The following is an 18,105-nucleotide window of genomic DNA, read 5'->3' as shown; positions in this document are numbered from 1 at the left end:
TCCCCTTATTGTAGCGCACTCGTCAGCTGATGTACAAAGGTTTTTATTCTTTCGACACCTTCCTCTACCCGATCTGGATCCGCCAACAGCTCGCGCTGACGCTCGATTTCCATCACGATGGCGCTGCCGACAATGATCCCGTCCGTGTGAGGAGCAACTGCCTTTACCTGCTCCGGCGTAGAAATGCCGAAACCGACGGCCGTAGGTGCCTTTGTCGAAGAGCGGACCCGCTGCAGGAAGTCAGCCAAATCCTCGCTCAAGCTGGCTCTCGCGCCGGTCACGCCAAGCGAAGAGACGCAGTATAGAAAGCCGGTGGCCTGCTCGCCAATTGTTCGAACGCGTTCCTCCGAGGTTGGAGCGACCAGTGAAATGACGTGGAGTCCATGCGCCGTAGCCGCTTTTACTGCAGGGGCATTCTCCTCCACGGGCAAATCGGGAATGACGATCCCGTCAGCTCCCTTCGCCGCCAAATCAGCGAACAGGCGATCGATCCCGTATTGCAGGACCGGGTTGATGTAGGTGAAGAGCACGAGCGGCGTCTCCATCCCGGATTGACGCAGACGCTCCACCAGTTCAAGCGCGTCCTTGATCGTCACTCCGTTGGCCAGTGCCCTTTGCGAGGCTCTTTGTATCGTAGGTCCATCTGCCAGCGGATCGGAGTAGGGAACGCCGAGCTCCAAAAGGTCTGCCCCCGCTTCTACAAGGCCGTGCGCCAGTTGGAATGTAGCCTCCAGGCTAGGGTCTCCCACGGTCAAAAAAGGGATGAACCGTTTGCGTGTACGGTCGGCAAACAGGCGATCAATTCGATTTTCTCTCTGGTTCATTTTGCTTCCCCTCCTGCTGCTCTCGTCTCCAATGCATGCTGAATCGTTTCCACGTCTTTGTCTCCTCTTCCCGACAGACAAATGACCAGGACCTGGTCAGAGGACATGTGCGGCGCCCGCTTGATTGCTTCCGCTACGGCATGGGCGCTCTCCAGTGCAGGAATGATGCCCTCTGTACGGCACAACAGCTCTACCGCCTGCAAAGCTTCGTCATCCGTAACCGACGTGTAATGCACCCGTCCCGTATCTTTCAAGTACGAATGCTCCGGACCTACGCCCGGATAATCAAGTCCGGCGGAAATCGAATGCGCCTCTTGTACCTGGCCGTACTCATCCTGCAATAGATAGGTCATGGCCCCGTGGATGACACCCGGCCTGCCGAGACTGAGCGTCGCGGCATGCTTGTCTGTCTGGATACCGTGTCCTGCCGCTTCCACTCCGCGCAACGAAACGGCATCGTCCTGGATGAACGGATAGAACATCCCGATGGCGTTGCTCCCTCCGCCGACGCAGGCAATCACTTCGTCCGGAAGCCGTCCGAGCATCTCCCGTATTTGTGCACGTGTCTCTTCGCCGATGATTTTTTGAAACTCCCGGACCATGTAAGGATACGGATGCGGGCCGACGACCGAACCGATGACATAAAAGGTTTGATCCACATGGGACACCCAGTATCGGATCGCTTCATTGGTGGCATCCTTCAGTGTCCGCGAGCCCGATTCTGCCGGAATCACCTCGGCTCCCAGCATCTTCATCCGAAAGACGTTCAGCGCTTGCCGCTTGATATCTTCCGTTCCCATAAACACTTTGCAGGACAAGCCCAGCTTCGCTGCTACCGTTGCACTGGCAACGCCGTGCTGGCCAGCGCCCGTCTCTGCGATAATGGAGGTCTTGCCCATCCGTTTGGCCAGCAGCCCTTGACCCAAGGCGTTGTTGAGCTTGTGGGCGCCGGTATGGTTCAAATCCTCGCGTTTTAAATAAATCCGGGCACCGCCGAGATGTTCGGTCAGTTTATCGGCGTAAGTGAGCGGAGTCGGTCTGCCGGCATATTCGCGCAGCAAATCGCCCAGCTCTTTGCGGAAAGCCGGATCAGCCTGCGCATCGGCAAATGCTGCCTCCAGCTCAGCCAGAGCGTTCATCAGCGTCTCCGGAACGTATTTCCCCCCAAAAGCCCCAAACCGTCCGTACTGATCAGGTACTTGCTTTGCCTGCGTTTCCGTCGTTGTCATGCCTCTCTCACCCTTCCGACAAATTCTCGTATTTTCTGTTCGTCCTTTTCTCCCTCTGTTTCCACACCGCTCGAAACGTCAATCACGGACGGCCGGTAATTCCTGATCAGCTCGCCGACGTTTTCTGCGTGAATCCCGCCAGCAATAATACAGGGGAGCGGCGACGCCGATTGTTGCAGAAGCGGGATTTGCTCCCAGGAAAAGCGTTTCCCCGTCCCTCCTGCCAGCGCCGGATCATACGTATCAAACAGCAGGGCATTTGTCACGCCAAGGTACGCTTCTATCTGTTCTGCCCCTGCATGAGCGCCGTTGTCGCTTCCCACCGCCATTGCTTTCCAGACCGGCAAGGAGAAGCGTTCCTGTACTTGCTGGCAAAAATCTGGGGTTTCACGGCCGTGGAGCTGGATCACGGAAAGTTCGGCCTGTTCCAGAACCTCTTCCAGTTCGGCCAGTGTCGGATCTACAAACACCCCGACAGCAGGTGGATGACCCGGCACTGTGTTCATTATGGCTCCAGCTTGTTCAGCCGTCACTTGACGCCTGCTTTGCGCAAAAACAAATCCGACGTAATCGACAGCCAATGCTGTGAGACATGCAAGTGTCTCCGCTCGTTTAATGCCGCAAATCTTGATCTTCGTCATAACCTCACCTGCTCGCTGTTCTCCGCTTTTTTCCCGACCAGATCAAGCACGGCCTGAGTGACGTTCTTCTGGCGCATGAAATGCTCCCCTACCAGAATTGCACGCGCCCCGGCTTCTTGGACATAAGCTACGCAGTCCACGCTGTTTATCCCGCTTTCGCTGATGATCGGAATCCCGGCAGGCACCAGAGCCGCAAGCTCGCTGGTAGCAGCCAGATCGGTCTGAAACGTATGCAAATTACGGTTGTTGATGCCCAAAAGAGTCGGTGTGACAACTTGGAATACCGATTCCAGCTCCCGCCTGTCATGAACCTCGATCAGATAGTCCATGCCAAGCTCCGTTGCCGTCTCGGCCAGCTCCTTTAGCTGTGGCCCATCAAGAATAGCAGCGATCAACAAAATGCAATCGGCACCGCAGGCTCTCGCTTCGACTACCTGCAGTGGGTCGATCATAAAATCCTTGCGCAGCAAAGGCTGGGAAACGGCCTTTCTGATGTCCTTCAGATACGCTTTGCTTCCCTGAAAAAAAGGAGTATCGGTCAGCACCGACATGCATTCAACTTCGGCAGCAGCATAGCTTTGGGCAATGGCTACCGGATCAAAATCGGGCCGGATCAATCCTTTTGACGGCGAAGCCTTTTTCACCTCGGCAATCACACTGACAGGGCGGCTGCTGTGCAGCAAAGCTTTCCCGAAGCCCTTGGCCGGCTGCATTTCCTTTGCCTCCTGCAGCAGCTTTGCCATGCTGGTGGCGGCCCGAAGCTGCGCCACTTCCTCCCGTTTTCTCTCCACAATTTTAAGAAGCATGAATCAGCCCTCCTGCCACTTGCCGAAATTGTTCCAATTTTTCCTTCACAATGCCATCGTCGATCAATTCGGCAGCGGTTATGACACCGTGGCCGATACTGCTGACTCTGCCGGAAAGATAGAGGATTGCTCCCGCATTCAGGAGTACGATGTCGCGGGCTGCGCCTCGCTTCCCGTTGTAGATGTCCTCTATGATTTTCGCATTTTCCTTGGCGTCCCCGCCCCGCAGGGCATCCAGGGAATATCGCTTTAGTCCGAATTGCTCCGGCTCGATTTCGTAATTGGTAATGATGCCGTCGCGAAGCACGGAGATATAACTGGTCCCCGTCACTGTCAGCTCGTCGAGACCATCCGCGCCAGCCACGACCAGCGCCCGCTCGACACCCAATTCACGCAATACTTCAGCAACGGTATGCAATAGCTTGGCGTCATATATACCGAGCAGCTGGTACTTTGCGCGCGCCGGGTTGGTCAGCGGGCCGAGCAGATTGAAAACGGTCCTGACCGCCAGCTCTTTGCGCGGGCCGGCTGCATGCTTCATCGCCTGATGGTAGAGCGGAGCGAACAAAAAGCAAAGGTTCGTCGCTCGCAAGCAATCGGCTGCATCTTCCGGGGAAAGGGTAATTGGCACGCCTAACGCCTCAAGCACATCGGCGCTCCCGCTTTTGCTCGATACGGCCCGGTTCCCGTGCTTGGCAATCGGCACGCCTGCACTGGCCGCCACAATAGCCGCTGCTGTCGAGATGTTGAAGGTGTGGCTGCCGTCTCCGCCGGTACCGCATGTATCGACCATGCCAGGGACATCAAGAGGAAATTGCACCGCTCGGTCTCTCATCGCTTTTGCAAATCCGATGATTTCTTCGACGCTTTCCCCTTTCATCCGCATGCCCGCCATAAAAGCACCGATCTGTGCCGCCGTCGCTTTGCCATCCATGATCTCACCCATGGCTGCTTCCGCTTGCACTCGGTCCAGATCGCATCCGCCAATGATTTTTTCCAACGCTTTCTTCAGCATATCGGCTCCTCCTTCCGGGCGAAAAGCTGCTCTGCCTTTTCCAAAGCCGCCAGCATCGCCGCCGCCTTGTTCACGGATTCCTGGTACTCTGCCGCCGGATCGGAATCGGCTACGATCCCTGCACCTGCCTGGACGTAGGCGTATCCTCCCTGGAACAGCAGCGTCCGGATTGTAATGCACGTATCCATCGTCCCGTCAAACGCCAGGTACCCAATTGCCCCGGCGTACAGATGGCGGGAATCCGGCTCCAATTCAGCGATAATTTCCATAGCCCTGAGCTTGGGCGCACCCGAGACCGTTCCGGCCGGAAAGGCTGACAGCAAAGCGTCGAAGGGATGGGCGTCCTCGCGCAGCTGTCCCGTTACGTGAGAGACCATGTGCATGACATGTGAATAGTTTTCGATAACAAGTGCTTCTTCGACCTGAACGCTGCCGTAGCGCGACACTCTGCCCACGTCATTTCTCCCAAGATCCAGCAGCATGTAATGTTCAGCCCGCTCTTTTGGGTCATTCAACAGGTCTTCCGCCAGCCTGGCGTCTTCCTCGGCAGAGCTGCCCCTCTTTCGCGTACCGGCGATCGGGCGCATTTCCACCTTGCCGTTCTCTACCCTCACCAAAAGCTCCGGAGAAGTGCCGACGATCGTTTCCTGATCGTACTGCAGAACGTACATGTACGGGGATGGATTTAGCGTCCGCAGCACTCTGTAGACGGAAAACGGATCAACCTCTGTCGCGGCCCGGAAGCGCTGGGAGAGCACCACCTGGAAAATATCCCCTGCGGCAATATACGACTTCGCTGCTTCCACCATCTTCTCGTAAGCTTCGCGGCTCATGTTGCTCTCAACCGCTATTTTCCGTGCCGGCACTTCCCCCAACGGAAGCCGTTGATTCCCATCTTGTCCCGGGGCTGTCACCCGGACGGCCAGCTCCTCCAGTCTGCTGCATACTGCCGCATACTTTTCACTGATGCGCTCCGGGGTGTCATCCGTCTCCACGTGGAGGTTGACGATCAGCTGGATCTCCAGTTTCAAGTGGTCAAAAGCGATGATCTCGTCGGCAAACAAGAAGCGCATATCCGGCAGCTCCAGGCTGTCTTGCCGATGGCGCGGCAATTGTTCGAAGTAATGCAGGGTGTTATAGCCAAAAAATCCGACGGCTCCGCCGCTGAGACGGGGAAAATGACTTAGCTTCGGACTCTTGTAGCGCTCCATTTCCTCACGCAGGTAATGGACTGGGTTCCCTTCGAGCGTAAACTGCTCTCCGTTTCGTTTCTTGACCGCAATCAGGTTGCCGGTTGCTTCGACGGTCTGAAACGGATTGAGCCCGATGAACGAGTAGCGGGCCCAGCGGGAGCCTCCCTCCACACTTTCCAACAGGAAAGAATGGGGTGTACGAATCTTCTGATACAAGCGGATGGGGGTTTCTTGGTCAGCCAGCAGTGTCATACGAACCGGAATCAGCGAGTATGACTTCGCCAGTGACTGGACTTCTGTCAAGGATGGGGTAAACATGAATACTCTCACCTCTTTTGTCGAGGTGCCAAAAGAGTATAGGGGGAAGAAGCCTTCGCAAGCAGAGCAAAAGGAAACCCAAGCACAAGTCGTCGAAATTGTGCGCCTTTTCCTCGTATGCTGTCTGCTATCGATGCACAGGGCGTGCACTGGCCGATTCTGTCCCGGGGCATGGGCAGATCCCGCCACGGCTCTTGATCCTCTTCCTCTTTTGACACCTGCGTGTTAGAGGAAGAGATAGGGGGAGAATAAAAAAACCAGGAGGATCCCTGGATTGATTGTGTATGCATGCACAATCCCAGCTTGCTCTTCTCTCCTCAGCCTAACTCTTCTTCACTCAACTCTGCTCAATCTCTACTCTGCCGGTTTTGCTTGTTACCGGTAAAACGAGGCACCCTCGTTTTTTACTATACTAAAAGAGGGTGCCCATGATGTCAATCTACTTTACCAAATCCGGCCGCAATTTTACGGCATCCCGCATAAAGACGTGCTCGATTTCGGCTGCTGCTTTATCGGTGTTGACCAGCATCATGACACGGATACAGGAAGGCAGGCTTCCCGGCACCGGTATCTCTCTGGCACACATCAACGGAACGTATTGCCAGCCCTCGATCTGCCTGGCTGCTTGAGCAGGAAACGCCGCCTTTACATCCTCAGTCGTCGTGATTAAGATGCTGGCGATGTCATCTGGTAAAACGTGATTTCGCTTGACCATTTCTTCAAGCAACAGCTTGGTGGAAGAGACAATCTCCTCTTTCGTATCTTTTTCTATCGTAATGGCTCCTCGTATTCCTCGCACTCCCATTTTCTCTTACGCCCCCGATTCTTCATTCATGACTGACAAGATAAGTTCTTCGTCTACCTGAGAAAACAATTCTACGGCGCCGATAGCCCGCGGCAAAACAAGCGCCAGTTTGCCGCCGACAGCCTTTTTATCGCGCTTCATCACTTCCAACACCTTTGCCGGATCGAGCTTGTGCGGCCATTCTGTCGGCAATTGATACTGCCGCAGAAGCCTCCGGGTACGATCGTGAACGCCTGCCTGCGCAATCCCCATGCGCTCCGCCACCTTCGCTGCGAGGCACATCCCGATTGAGATCGCTTCGCCGTGATTGAGCGTCGAATACTCGCAGAGGGCTTCAAAGGCATGCCCGAACGTATGCCCCAGATTAAGCAGCGCCCGCTGATTCTGCTCGGTTTCATCTGCCGAAACGATGTTCGCCTTCACTTCACAGCCGCGATAAATCGCTTTGCTCAACAATTCAGAATCCAGCTGCCAAAGCTTTTCTGCGTTTGCCTCCAGCCAGGAAACAAACGTCTCGTCGGCAATCAAACCGTGCTTGAGCACCTCCGCAAAACCGGCAGCACGTTCCCTCTCCGGCAATGAGCGGATTGTGGATGTGTCGTATAGAACGAGCCGCGGCTGGTGAAAGGCGCCGATCAGATTTTTCCCGAGGGGATGGTTGATCGCTACCTTTCCTCCGACAGAGCTGTCGTGCGCCAAAAGTGTTGTCGGCACTTGGACAAAAGCGATGCCGCGCATGTAAGTCGCAGCGACAAAGCCTGCCAAATCACCTACTACCCCGCCGCCAAGGGCGAGGACAGCCGATTTGCGGTCCAATCCGGCAGAAATCGCTGCGGTCATCACTGCTTCATACACGGCGAGGCTTTTTGACTGCTCTCCGGACGCAATCACAAAGGAATGGACAGCGTATCCCTCCGCTTCCAAGGCGGTTTTCAGCGTTTGCAGATAAAGCGGTGCCACGTTTTCATCCGTAACCACGAATAACTTGGACGTCGGGGCCAGCCCCGCCTCCCGCAGCATGGGCCCCGCCTGCTGCAAGAGGCCGTCGCCGATGACGATCGGATACGAGCGTTCGCCCAGTTCAACTCGCAAGATTTCTCTATTCATCAGAATTTCTCCGTATAAGCACGGTATTGGCGGACGTTTTCCAGCATGTCATCGAGCGAATCGGATGGGAACTTCTCGCACATCGCCGACGCGATTTCCCAAGCGACCACTGCTTCAGCCACTACGCTCGCGGCCGGGACCGCGCAGCTGTCGGAGCGCTCGATGCTGGCTGAAAACGCTTCGCGGCTATCAATGTCAACGCTCATCAACGGCTTGTACAGGGTCGGAATCGGCTTCATGACGCCACGCACCACGACAGGCATTCCGGTCGTCATGCCGCCTTCCAGCCCCCCTGCCCGATTGGATTTTCGGCTGTATCCGGTCTCTTCGCTCCAGACGATTTCATCATGAACCTGCGATCCCGGCCGTCCTGCCGCTTCGAATCCGATCCCGATTTCGACGCCTTTGAACGCCTGGATGCTCATGACTGCCTGCGCCAAACGGCCATCGAGCTTTCGATCCCATTGAACATGGCTGCCCAGGCCGACCGGAACGCCATCGACGATCACCTCGACGATTCCGCCCAGCGAATCTCCGTCCTGCTTCGCCTGATCGATCGCAGCCATCATCAGCTGTGCAGCCTCCTCATCGAGACAGCGAACAGGGGATTCTTCCGTGCGGGCAATCAGCTCTTCCAGAGGAAGATCGATTCTTTTGGCAACGACATTGCCGATCTGCAGCACCTGTCCGCCAACGCGAATGCCGAACGCCTCCAGCAATTGTCTGGCTACCGCCCCGACAGCGACACGAATCGTCGTCTCACGGGCGCTGGACCGCTCCAGAATATTGCGCATATCGCGCTGATGGTACTTGATCGCTCCATTCAGGTCTGCATGACCAGGGCGCGGCCGGGAAACACGGCGTTTTTCTTCAGCACCCTCGACCGGCTCGACACTCATGATGCCCTGCCAGTGGGCCCAGTCTTTATTTTCGACGACCAGCGTGATCGGAGCCCCGGTTGTATAACCGTGTCTGACACCGGAGAGTACCTTCACCTGGTCCTTTTCAATTTGCATTCTTCGGCCTCGACCGTGACCTTTTTGCCGTCTCGCCAATTGTTCATTGATCGCCTCGACAGAGAACGGCAGGTTGCTTGGAATCCCTTCGATTATCGCCGTCAATTGCGGCCCGTGCGATTCCCCTGCTGTCAAATAACGCATCTCTCGCTTCCTCCATCCTCCAGGCAGCACTTTCTTTTCCCGAACGGGGGCGCTGTCCTTTATCACTTTTAAGCGTTATAATATCATACCTATTACCCCGAGGAAATACAAAAGTGGGAAACTTTCTGAATCTAGACAAAACGCTTCTCTTTTCGGAGAAGCGTCTGCTGTCACGTCCAGTTTAGTAATAATCAGCCAAAAACAAAGGATTCGAAGGAACCGAACGCCGGCTATGATCTGCGCGGACGAGGTCATCCACCTGCGTTTTTTCCGCACCAAGAATTTGACCGCACTCCTGGAGAGTGATCAAGCCTCTTCGATATGCCTCGATGACCTTATGCTTATCCATCTGCTTCCTCCCTATCGGCTTGTTATTCATAGTGTTGGGAAAAAACAGCATGGATATACCCGCTCGGCTCCTTTTACCCTAATTTTCGGTAAAAGAATGTATCCTCTGTTTCAAACTGGTACTGCTGCGGCTGAAAAATCTGCTCCGTGCTGCCGACGAACAGGACGCCGCCAGGCTTTAGGGCACGGCTGAATTTGTGGTAAAGCTCATGCTTGGCCTCTTCCGTAAAGTAGATCATCACATTGCGGCAAATGATCAGGTCAAACCCGGATTCGAACGTATCGGCCAGAAGGTTGTGCTTGCGGAAATTCACGCGTTTTTTTACTTCATCTGAAATGCGGTAGCTCAAGCTGTCCTTTTGAAAATATTTGTCCAGCAAATCTTTTGGACAATCCTGCAAGGCTCTTTCTGTATAAACCCCTTGCTTTGCTTTTGCGATCGCTCCTTCGTCAATATCCGATGCCAGCACCGAAGCGTCCCAGCGATGGCGCAGCAGCAAGAGCGACAGTGTGTAAGGCTCTTCTCCCGTCGAACATGCGGCACTCCAACATTTCAGACGCGGAGACTGACGTACCAGCCTGGGCAAGATCTTATTTTCAAGCACTTCCCAACGCCCCGGATTGCGAAAAAACTCCGACACGTTGATCGTCATGCGATCGAGAAACTCGTAAAACAGCTCTTTGTCTTTTGCGATCGCCTCGAAGTACTGAGCGAATGTCGTATAACCCCGTTTCAAGCGGAGCGAAGTAAGCCGCCGTTTCATCTGTGCTTCCTTGTAGAGTGCGAGGTCAATTCCTGTCATTTTTTTTACGCTGGCGATGAACTGGAGAAAATCCTTGTCTTCCATACTTCGAAATCCCCTTTCGACGACTTACTCATGCGATTCGCGTTTTTTTGACAAAATCCTGCCGAATTTTGTTGCAGATTCGCGAATAAAAGAAAAAGACCCCTTAGCGGAGTCTTTATCCATCTGCGTGATTGCTCTTTGTTCAAGAGCTTAGATCCAGCGTTGGATCGTCTTTTCGTAGGAAAGAACTTCTCCTTGGCCAAACCACAGAGCGATTTCGCGCTCAGCGCTTTCTGGAGAGTCGGAACCGTGGATGATGTTCATGCCAACGGAAGTTGCGAAGTCGCCGCGGATTGTTCCGGATGCAGCGTCTGCAGGGTTGGTTTTGCCCATCATGGAACGAGCGGTGGAAATCACGTTGTTGCCTTGCCATACCATCGCGAATACAGGTCCGGAGGTAATGAAGTCAACCAGTTCACCAAAGAACGGGCGCTCTTTATGCTCAGCATAGTGCTGTTCAGCCAGCTCGCGGCTAACATTCATCAGCTTTGCTCCAACGAGTTGGAAGCCTTTTTTCTCGAAGCGGGAAACGATCTCTCCGATCAGGTTGCGTTGTACGCCATCAGGTTTTACCATCAGAAACGTTTTTTCCATCGTAAGGTTGCCTCCAGTATAGCTATGTATTGGTATTTCACACACCATCAGAAATTTTATCAAAAGATAGAGGGGCAATCAACCTGCTCCTCAGCAAAAAACGCTAAAATTTGCGATCGATAATAAAATCGGCCACACCGATCAGCGATTTTTTCGTTGAATTGTTCGGCAGGTCGGCGATAATGCTGCGCGCTCTGGCGATATAGCGCTCCGCCAGCCTCTGTGAAAAAGCGATGCCTTCGTCTTTTCTCACCAGCTGGATCGCCTCGTCCACATGGTTCCAGAAGGTATCCTCCCGAATCCATTTTTGAAACTGTTCCCGAGCAATGCCGTGATGAGCCGTGTACATCGCGGGAAGGGTAATGTTGCCCTGGCGCAAATCGCTTCCCGCAGGCTTGCCCAATTGCTTTTCCGTACCGGTAAAGTCAAGGATGTCATCCGTGATTTGAAAAGCCATCCCGACATTGTAGCCGTACCAGTACATCCTGCGGACGAGATCCTCTGTCGCTCCGCTCGCAATCGCCCCCATCTGGCAGCTGATCGCGATCAAGAGAGCGGTCTTGCGCTTGATTCTGCGCAGGTACATACGGAAATTTTGATCCCAGCTGTGCAGAGCCCGCACCTGCTCGATCTCTCCCTTGACCATTTCGACGATCGCGTTGGCCAAAATCTGGTGGAGCTGAGGAATTTTCAGCTCCGTCACAATCGACAGCGCCCGGGCAAGAATGTAATCGCCGGTGTACATCGCTACTTTGTTGTCCCATTTTGTTTTGACCGTATCCCGGCCTCTACGCTTGTCCGCATTGTCGACAACATCGTCGTGCACAAGCGTGGCCATATGAATCAGTTCGAGCGGAACTGCCACGTACTTGAGCCGGGTCACGTCATAGGACCCCCACTTTCCACCAAGCAACACAAATACGGGACGGATGCGCTTCCCTCCCGCCTTCAGCAGGTGCGTGGACGACTGATACAGCTCCCGCACTCCCGTATCGATGGACAGCTCCAACTGATTTTCGATGTACTCCACATCTTTTTTCATCTCAAAGTATATATCGACTAGGTTCATCCGCTCCACCTATTTTCGTTCAACGTAGTTTTTGCCGTCCGGACTTCTCCCACAATTCCACAGTAACCGGTCCCGGAAGCAGTCCCTGCTCCGCCGCGCAGCGATAGTAGTACTCCAGCCCCGTTCTTTGCTCATCGCCAAAAACGTGCTGCAGACCTTGAAAGTATTGGCGCCAATCAGCCTTTTCTCCGCCATAATGCTGATGTACGTACTCGATCAACGGTTCAGGATTGCTTAGATGTTTCTGTTTGCTCTCCAAAAAGGCATTGTGCACCTCGCTGAGCAATTCGGCATGTTCGGCCAGAATCGCCTTGCGGACTGTCCACAAAGCAAAGGTCATGGAATATCCGGTGAAGCGATACCAAAGTTCGCCCAGATCGTAAATCATATAGGGAACACGCTGGCGTATCGCCCTGATCGCATCGTCTCCAATCAGGAGAGCCGCATCGGCACCAAGCATCATTTCTTCAAGTACAGGTGCTTGCATCGAGTAAGAGACTTGCAGCCCGTAAAACTTTTGCAGAATCACTTTCAACAAATTGATGGAAGTAGCTGACGTATTGGTCAAGGCAATTCGCGCCTCATTCAGCTCTTCAATCGGCTTTTTGCTGAACAGAAAGATCGAGCCGACTGGGCCTTTGGCGCTGACGGACAGGTCCGGCAGTACCAGGTAATCCTTCGCATGCTCTGCGTAGCTGAAAGAAGAGATTGGTCCAAGGTCGATCTCGCCGCGGGCCATCGCCTCGTTTAACTGGGCAGGAACCTGCCGGATAAACGAAATCCGATCTTCAAAACGGGCTTGGTCAAAATGAAATGTGACAGGGAAGGTGTTGGTGTATAGGATTTGTCCAATGCGCAAGGACTTTTGCATATTCTTATTCCCCCCAGCGCCGAAACAAAGCGTGCGGCACATCGAGTGCGTCCAATGCTTTGCCTACGACAAAATTGACTAGGTCATCCATCGTCTGCGGTTTTTGATAAAAACCAGGCATGGCCGGCAATATCTTGACACCGAGCCTGCTCAATCGCAGCATGTTCTCCAGCTGGATCGCGTTCAAAGGCGTTTCTCTGGGAACGAGTACGAGCTTTCGTCCTTCTTTCAACATGACATCTGCGACACGCTCAAGCAGGTTGCCTGAGGCACCGTGCGCAATGCCGGAAAGAGTTCCCATCGAACAAGGCACAACAATCATCCCCTCGCAGCGGTACGATCCGCTCGCAGCGGGACAATTAAAATCGCGCAAGCCCCAGTAACGAAGCTCTCCGGGAAAATCCTTCTGAAGCTTTTCCGCCAATAGTCCTTCGCGGTTTTCCGTATTCCAGTCCAGTTCGTCATGAAACACCTGCCAGCCTGCCTCCGTCACCATCAAGTGTACGGTATGCCCGCTCTTCAAGAGCTCCTGAACCAGTCTCACGCCATAAATCGCACCACTAGCACCTGTGATTCCAACAGCCCATGCTTGTGTACTCATGATATCACCAGATCAAGCATGGTAAAAGTAAACATAACCATGCTGAGTATTCCGTTCATATTGAAAAAGGCGACGTCAAGCTTGGACAAATCCGTCGGCTTCACCAAGCTGTGTTCGTACAGCAGAATGGCCCCGGAGATCAAAACGCCGACCAGGAACCAAATGGACAAATCTGCGATCATGTACAGCGACAAAAGGCCGAAGAACGTAATCACGTGGCAGCCTCTGGCAATCAGCAGCGCTTTGCTGATGCCAAACCGGCTTGGCATGGAGTACAAACCTTCCTTGCGGTCAAAGTCCGCGTCCTGACAAGCGTACATAATATCAAAGCCGGCTGTCCAGAACAGCACGCTGATAAACAGCAGAAGACCGGTGCCGTCTACCTGCCCTGTCGTTGCCACCCAACCGCCCAGAGGCCCAAACCCGATCGCTACACCCAGCACAAAATGGCAGAGCCAGGTAAAGCGCTTCGTATAGGAGTACAGAATGAGTACAAAAACAGCTAAAGGCAACAATTTTACCGCAAGTGAATTCAACTGGAAGGCAGCAAAGAACAACACAGCAAAAGACACGACGATGAAGACGACAACTTCTACTATCGAGATCAAACCGGCAGGAATCGCCCTGTTCGCGGTTCGCGGGTTCTTCGCATCGATGAACCGGTCAATCAACCGATTGAGCGACATGGCCGCGCTTCGTGCCCCTACCATCGCGACAGTCACCCATAAAATTTCCATCCAGGTCGGCCACGTTTGCTCTACTACAATATTACCCAATACGGCACCCATAAAAGCAAACGGCAACGCAAAAATAGAGTGCTCGAATTTAATCATTTCCAAAATAATTTTTAATTTACGGAGACTCACAAAATACACTTCCTATCCACTGAAGAGATACCCGATGATTGATCAGGGCTTGGTCCCGATATGCAGTGCAGCCACTCCACCCATGAACAATTTCACCTCAACCGGGTCAAGGCCTGCCTGCTGAAACATGCGGGCAAGCTCTCGGCTATCGGGAAAATTCGTCAGTGACTGTGGCAGCCAGGCGTACTCCTCATACTTGTTAACTGTCCATTTCGCAATCAATGGCAAGATTTTGTAGAAATACAAATAGAAAAGCTGGCGATACGGATAAAAAGGAGGCTTGGACACCTCCAACGACACGACTTTGCCCCCAGGCTTGACCACTCGAGCCATTTCTTTCAACACGGTTTGGATATCAGGGACGTTCCGCAGCGCAAAGCCAATCGTTGCAAAGTCAAAGGAGTTATCCTCGTACGGCAGCTTCATGGCGTCACCGTTTACCAGTTGCACGATTCCGCCCACGCCCCTCTGCGCAACCTTGTATGCGCCTACATCCAGCATATTCTGGCTGAAATCAAGTCCGACGACACGACCATCCTTGCCAACGGCATCCGCTAATGCGATCGTCCAGTCACCCGTGCCGCAAGCCACATCAATCGCCGTTTGGCCCGGTTGGATATTCATTCGCTTCATCGTATAGTTGCGCCAGGCAACGTGGCTGCCAAAGCTGATGACATTGTTCATCTTGTCGTACTCTTGCGCGATGCTTTCAAACACGCTGTGCACGTGCTGTGCTTTTTCTCTCATCTGCATCTCGTTCACTTCCATCACATCTCCTCAATAACCCGTTTCAGACGATTCACGCGGTGGGAATATCGAGATGTAAACCAAACGAGCACGTCCTGGGCTTCAGTCTGATGAAGGGTACGCAATAGCTGTTCGCACATGTTGATCAGTTCAGTCGCTTTTGTTTCAATCCCGGCCAGTACCTGGGCTAGTGTCGCCCCTGGTTTTTGCAGCAAAAAACGGGCAAAGCCGGCAGGAACCTGGTCTTGCCACTTTAATTGTTCCCATTCGTTTATCATGCTTTCCACCGTTGACGTGTCCTTTAAGAGCGACGTCCAGAAGCGGCGTTCTTCCTCCGACTCGGCATACTTGTCAACCATCGCGACGTACAAGCCCGTATCAATGACAGTTCGCAGCTCCAAATACGCTTCGGAGGACAATTTTCCCTCTTTATCTGCCAAATAAAGCTTCATCTTGGCCTCGTTTACATGTTGAATCGCATCCGCCAAGACGCGAATGGCTTCTACTTCACCGGCATGAGCGAGCAACTGGTAGTAACGGCTGCTGTAATAATCGCCTGCCAAAACCGTTAATTGCCTGTTCCGTTCTTCCACAAGTGTATCGCCATAAGCATTTTTGACAGTTTCATGCATGTCCAATCCTAATTGCATGAGGCCGGTTGTAATTGAGAACGTCCGTGCGCGTTCCTTGCCTATTCCCCGGTTCAATAAAAAGAGGTACAACAGCGCTAGCCGATTCTCAGCTATGGCCGGTACGTCTACGTATTGTTCCACATAGGAAATGGATATTCGCTGGTAGATCTGATCGATAATGGCACGGATCTCGTCGATGAATGGGTTTTTTTCTTTGCTCATGCGTCCTCCTCCACAACCTGGTCATTACCTGTTCCGTTCGGTTTCATGCTTTTACCGAGTGTCGGCAAAATACCATCCCTACCATCATACCATACTTCACCCGTCAAGGACTAACTCTCTCGTAAAAATAAGGCTCTACCCGCACCGGGAATCTTGTCTTGACGTGCGTCTCATAATCCTCCACATCCGTCGGTGAGACGAAGTAGGCTGCTCGATCCGGACGATTCGCTTCGATGGCTACAAGCAGTTTGCTCGTGTTCTCTACCTCTTCTTTTTCCAGCAGCCGAAAATATACATGCTCCACATTGCCGGTCAATCGAAAGAGATCGTACGTTACTGCGTAAAAATCATGAAACACCCGATTTGCATCTATCCGGTCTTTTGGACTCACCGCCAGATCGACAAAAACCGACGGATTTTCCCATTTTACACGCTTAATATTATAATGAGTCGTCATGAATGTAAATAAATCCACTACATTTTGTTCACTCAGCTCTACTGGTCTGGCGGCTTGAAAAGCAGGCACATCCTCCTGTTTCCAGGACAATGTCGGAACCCATGACAACATGGCGGCCAGGAACGCGGACATAGCGATGGCGACAAACAGTCTGCGCGGCATAGACATCCCTCCTCACCACCATTGTACAAATAAAAAAAGCAGGCTATGCCTGCTTTCAGGTTGCAGACAAACTCCCTCGCTGAACGAACAGCAGAGGGAGTTTGTTTAATAATTTGATGAAAATACCGAAGGTGTTTTGATCGTTCACCTTTTGGCGACCTGATTTCCATAGCCAGGTCGCCATTTTTTTCAAGTTCATGGCAGCGAAAACAAGCATCGCCTGCATCGTGACCTTCTCCAGTCCTCGTAAGGTCGTCCAACGCATGCCATGCTTTTCCTTCATATCAGCGAATACACGTTCAATCGTTTCTTTCCGTTTGCTATAGATTTGTTTGTTTTCCTCGGTATGCCGGAGGTGGTCTACCTCTTCGAGGTAATCAGCCCAGATGTGGCGACTCACTCTCTTTGTGTAGTCTTTACTTTCCGTGCATTGTTTCAAGAACGGACAACTTCGGCAAACTTGAGAATTTGATCGATAGATACGGTACCCATCCTTGTTTGTTGTCTCATATGTTAAGATTTGCTCGTTCGGGCAGATGTAGCAGTCGAAATATTCATCATACACATATTCGTGCTTTTTAAAAAAACCTTCTTTGGTGCGTGGTCTTGTGTAGGGCATAACGGGGCGAATCTGGTCATCAAGGAGTGTTTTACTGATGTAAGGCGTCTTGTATCCCGAGTCCACTGCCACAGCTTGAGGCTGTGCAAACGTCTTTCGCACTTGATTCAAAACATCCTCAAAAACCTGACTGTCATGCACATTGCCTGGCGTTACCTTGGCACCAAGCACAAATCCATTTCGATCACATGCTGTATGAAAACTATAAGCAAATACACGTTCCTTTTCCCCTTTTACAAACAATCCGCAATCCGGGTCAGTTGTGCTGACTTTCACCTCCTTCTTCGAAGTTTCTGTCTTTTTTTCAAGGGGCTTCTTTCCATGTGCAATACGATCCTGATTGATTTCTTCGTCCAGCAGCTCTTGATATTTCTTCGCTTGTTCTTCAACGATTTCTTTCACGTATTTATGCTTATTCGCACTGGCTTTTACATGCGTAGCATCAATGAAAAGCACATCAGGCTTCACGAATCCATGATGAACCGCCTCCTCCAATATTCGAAGGAAGATCGACTCGAAGAGTTGAGTATCCCGAAAACGGCGAACATAGTTCTTGCCTAGGGTCGTGAAATGGGGAATGGGCTGACTGAAATCATAGCCAATAAACCACCGATAGGCAACATTGGTTTCGATCTCTTTAATCGTTTGTCGCATGGAACGAATTCCAAAAATATATTGGATGAAAGCAATTTTAACTAAGACTACAGGGTCAACACTGGGTCTGCCATTGTCATGACAGTAGAGGCTTTCCACCAAGTCATAGATGAACGAAAAGTCGATTGCATTTTCAATTTTTCTTACGAGATGATCTTCTGGCACCAACTCATCTAGCGAGAATGCAGATATCTGATAACGCCCTTCGGCCTCTTGCTTATTAAGCATAATGCCACCTCTAAAAAATAACTTTTGAAAACGTAACATGTTCTATATTCAACAAAAAAGCCTGCAGACCCTGTTCCTTACGGAACTTT

General features: G+C 52.4%; 20 protein-coding genes. All 20 read right to left on the bottom strand.

Features of this window, described 5'->3' with window-relative positions; translation table 11 throughout:
- Nucleotides 1–5: 5 nt before the first annotated feature.
- The 20 genes from trpA to NSQ24_RS12210 all read right to left on the bottom strand — a co-directional run bounded on the left by trpA (nucleotide 6) and on the right by NSQ24_RS12210 (nucleotide 18,016).
- A complete protein-coding gene (gene trpA / locus NSQ24_RS12305; RefSeq protein ID WP_243014307.1) occupies nucleotides 6–824 on the bottom strand; it encodes a tryptophan synthase subunit alpha in 819 nt (272 codons plus the stop codon).
- Nucleotides 821–2,053 carry a tryptophan synthase subunit beta gene (gene trpB / locus NSQ24_RS12300; RefSeq protein WP_003387071.1) on the bottom strand — a complete coding sequence of 411 codons (1,233 nt, stop codon included), beginning with the start codon at nucleotides 2,051–2,053 and terminating at the stop codon, nucleotides 821–823. The genes trpA and trpB overlap by 4 nt, the downstream gene beginning before the upstream one ends.
- Nucleotides 2,050–2,694, bottom strand: coding sequence for a phosphoribosylanthranilate isomerase (locus NSQ24_RS12295; protein WP_024984999.1), 645 nt, complete (start codon nucleotides 2,692–2,694; stop codon nucleotides 2,050–2,052). Before NSQ24_RS12295 ends, trpB begins: the two co-directional genes overlap by 4 nt.
- Nucleotides 2,691–3,500 (bottom strand): indole-3-glycerol phosphate synthase TrpC, encoded by an 810-nt coding sequence (gene trpC / locus NSQ24_RS12290; RefSeq protein WP_251237474.1) that lies wholly within the window; start codon nucleotides 3,498–3,500, stop codon nucleotides 2,691–2,693. Before trpC ends, NSQ24_RS12295 begins: the two co-directional genes overlap by 4 nt.
- Nucleotides 3,490–4,515, bottom strand: coding sequence for an anthranilate phosphoribosyltransferase (trpD, locus tag NSQ24_RS12285; RefSeq protein WP_339167899.1), 1,026 nt, complete (start codon nucleotides 4,513–4,515; stop codon nucleotides 3,490–3,492). The genes trpC and trpD overlap by 11 nt, the downstream gene beginning before the upstream one ends.
- Nucleotides 4,509–6,026 carry an anthranilate synthase component I gene (gene trpE / locus NSQ24_RS12280; protein ID WP_031933264.1) on the bottom strand — a complete coding sequence of 506 codons (1,518 nt, stop codon included), beginning with the start codon at nucleotides 6,024–6,026 and terminating at the stop codon, nucleotides 4,509–4,511. The genes trpD and trpE overlap by 7 nt, the downstream gene beginning before the upstream one ends.
- 439 nt (nucleotides 6,027–6,465) lie before the next feature.
- A complete protein-coding gene (aroH, locus tag NSQ24_RS12275) occupies nucleotides 6,466–6,831 on the bottom strand; it encodes a chorismate mutase (RefSeq protein WP_024984995.1) in 366 nt (121 codons plus the stop codon).
- A gap of 6 nt (nucleotides 6,832–6,837) precedes the next feature.
- On the bottom strand, nucleotides 6,838–7,938 hold the full coding sequence (aroB, locus tag NSQ24_RS12270) for a 3-dehydroquinate synthase (RefSeq protein WP_003387078.1): 1,101 nt from the start codon (nucleotides 7,936–7,938) through the stop codon (nucleotides 6,838–6,840).
- Entirely contained in the window at nucleotides 7,938–9,098 is a 1,161-nt protein-coding gene (aroC, locus tag NSQ24_RS12265; RefSeq protein ID WP_003387080.1) for a chorismate synthase, read from the bottom strand. The genes aroB and aroC overlap by 1 nt, the downstream gene beginning before the upstream one ends.
- Before the next feature lie 181 nt (nucleotides 9,099–9,279).
- A complete protein-coding gene (locus NSQ24_RS12260; RefSeq protein ID WP_170208335.1) occupies nucleotides 9,280–9,447 on the bottom strand; it encodes a hypothetical protein in 168 nt (55 codons plus the stop codon).
- 73 nt (nucleotides 9,448–9,520) lie between these two features.
- Nucleotides 9,521–10,294, bottom strand: a complete 774-nt coding sequence (locus tag NSQ24_RS12255; protein WP_003387081.1) for a protein-glutamate O-methyltransferase CheR — start codon at nucleotides 10,292–10,294, stop codon at nucleotides 9,521–9,523.
- Nucleotides 10,295–10,444: 150 nt separating this feature from the next.
- The gene (gene ndk / locus NSQ24_RS12250) at nucleotides 10,445–10,888 is read right to left on the bottom strand and encodes a nucleoside-diphosphate kinase (protein ID WP_003387082.1); all 444 of its coding nucleotides are present in this window, start codon (nucleotides 10,886–10,888) and stop codon (nucleotides 10,445–10,447) included.
- A gap of 103 nt (nucleotides 10,889–10,991) precedes the next feature.
- Entirely contained in the window at nucleotides 10,992–11,957 is a 966-nt protein-coding gene (locus NSQ24_RS12245; protein ID WP_003387083.1) for a polyprenyl synthetase family protein, read from the bottom strand.
- A 19-nt stretch (nucleotides 11,958–11,976) separates the two neighbouring features.
- Nucleotides 11,977–12,828 (bottom strand): menaquinone biosynthesis protein, encoded by an 852-nt coding sequence (locus tag NSQ24_RS12240; RefSeq protein WP_024984993.1) that lies wholly within the window; start codon nucleotides 12,826–12,828, stop codon nucleotides 11,977–11,979.
- Nucleotides 12,829–12,832: 4 nt separating this feature from the next.
- On the bottom strand, nucleotides 12,833–13,429 hold the full coding sequence (locus NSQ24_RS12235) for a flavin prenyltransferase UbiX (protein ID WP_339167893.1): 597 nt from the start codon (nucleotides 13,427–13,429) through the stop codon (nucleotides 12,833–12,835).
- Nucleotides 13,426–14,295, bottom strand: coding sequence for a UbiA-like polyprenyltransferase (locus NSQ24_RS12230; RefSeq protein WP_003387086.1), 870 nt, complete (start codon nucleotides 14,293–14,295; stop codon nucleotides 13,426–13,428). Before NSQ24_RS12230 ends, NSQ24_RS12235 begins: the two co-directional genes overlap by 4 nt.
- A gap of 42 nt (nucleotides 14,296–14,337) precedes the next feature.
- The gene (locus tag NSQ24_RS12225; protein WP_024984991.1) at nucleotides 14,338–15,057 is read right to left on the bottom strand and encodes a demethylmenaquinone methyltransferase; all 720 of its coding nucleotides are present in this window, start codon (nucleotides 15,055–15,057) and stop codon (nucleotides 14,338–14,340) included.
- A gap of 5 nt (nucleotides 15,058–15,062) precedes the next feature.
- The gene (locus NSQ24_RS12220) at nucleotides 15,063–15,896 is read right to left on the bottom strand and encodes a heptaprenyl diphosphate synthase component 1 (RefSeq protein ID WP_003387089.1); all 834 of its coding nucleotides are present in this window, start codon (nucleotides 15,894–15,896) and stop codon (nucleotides 15,063–15,065) included.
- A gap of 103 nt (nucleotides 15,897–15,999) precedes the next feature.
- Nucleotides 16,000–16,515 (bottom strand): hypothetical protein, encoded by a 516-nt coding sequence (locus NSQ24_RS12215; RefSeq protein ID WP_003387091.1) that lies wholly within the window; start codon nucleotides 16,513–16,515, stop codon nucleotides 16,000–16,002.
- Nucleotides 16,516–16,570: 55 nt separating this feature from the next.
- A complete protein-coding gene (locus NSQ24_RS12210) occupies nucleotides 16,571–18,016 on the bottom strand; it encodes an IS1182 family transposase (RefSeq protein ID WP_024985259.1) in 1,446 nt (481 codons plus the stop codon).
- Nucleotides 18,017–18,105 lie beyond the last annotated feature (89 nt).

Origin of the sequence: Brevibacillus sp. FSL L8-0520, from assembly GCF_037963895.1 — a bacterium.
In the GTDB taxonomy this organism is placed as follows: Bacteria; Bacillota; Bacilli; order Brevibacillales; family Brevibacillaceae; genus Brevibacillus; species Brevibacillus borstelensis.
This window is presented reverse-complemented; position numbering and strand designations above follow the sequence as displayed.

Bases quoted from the DNA above. Each gene is read 5' to 3' on its own strand.
- aroC (WP_003387080.1), bottom strand. From the start codon at position 9,098: ATGCGTTATTTGACAGCAGGGGAATCGCACGGGCCGCAATTGACGGCG.
- NSQ24_RS12295 (WP_024984999.1), bottom strand. From the start codon at position 2,694: ATGACGAAGATCAAGATTTGCGGCATTAAACGAGCGGAGACACTTGCA.
- NSQ24_RS12260 (WP_170208335.1), bottom strand. From the start codon at position 9,447: ATGGATAAGCATAAGGTCATCGAGGCATATCGAAGAGGCTTGATCACT.
- trpE (WP_031933264.1), bottom strand. From the start codon at position 6,026: ATGTTTACCCCATCCTTGACAGAAGTCCAGTCACTGGCGAAGTCATAC.
- NSQ24_RS12255 (WP_003387081.1), bottom strand. From the start codon at position 10,294: ATGGAAGACAAGGATTTTCTCCAGTTCATCGCCAGCGTAAAAAAAATG.
- aroH (WP_024984995.1), bottom strand. From the start codon at position 6,831: ATGGGAGTGCGAGGAATACGAGGAGCCATTACGATAGAAAAAGATACG.
- NSQ24_RS12220 (WP_003387089.1), bottom strand. From the start codon at position 15,896: ATGAGCAAAGAAAAAAACCCATTCATCGACGAGATCCGTGCCATTATC.
- trpB (WP_003387071.1), bottom strand. From the start codon at position 2,053: ATGACAACGACGGAAACGCAGGCAAAGCAAGTACCTGATCAGTACGGA.
- NSQ24_RS12235 (WP_339167893.1), bottom strand. From the start codon at position 13,429: ATGAGTACACAAGCATGGGCTGTTGGAATCACAGGTGCTAGTGGTGCG.
- aroB (WP_003387078.1), bottom strand. From the start codon at position 7,938: ATGAATAGAGAAATCTTGCGAGTTGAACTGGGCGAACGCTCGTATCCG.
- NSQ24_RS12210 (WP_024985259.1), bottom strand. From the start codon at position 18,016: ATGCTTAATAAGCAAGAGGCCGAAGGGCGTTATCAGATATCTGCATTC.
- trpC (WP_251237474.1), bottom strand. From the start codon at position 3,500: ATGCTTCTTAAAATTGTGGAGAGAAAACGGGAGGAAGTGGCGCAGCTT.
- NSQ24_RS12215 (WP_003387091.1), bottom strand. From the start codon at position 16,515: ATGCCGCGCAGACTGTTTGTCGCCATCGCTATGTCCGCGTTCCTGGCC.
- trpD (WP_339167899.1), bottom strand. From the start codon at position 4,515: ATGCTGAAGAAAGCGTTGGAAAAAATCATTGGCGGATGCGATCTGGAC.
- NSQ24_RS12245 (WP_003387083.1), bottom strand. From the start codon at position 11,957: ATGAACCTAGTCGATATATACTTTGAGATGAAAAAAGATGTGGAGTAC.
- ndk (WP_003387082.1), bottom strand. From the start codon at position 10,888: ATGGAAAAAACGTTTCTGATGGTAAAACCTGATGGCGTACAACGCAAC.
- NSQ24_RS12240 (WP_024984993.1), bottom strand. From the start codon at position 12,828: ATGCAAAAGTCCTTGCGCATTGGACAAATCCTATACACCAACACCTTC.
- trpA (WP_243014307.1), bottom strand. From the start codon at position 824: ATGAACCAGAGAGAAAATCGAATTGATCGCCTGTTTGCCGACCGTACA.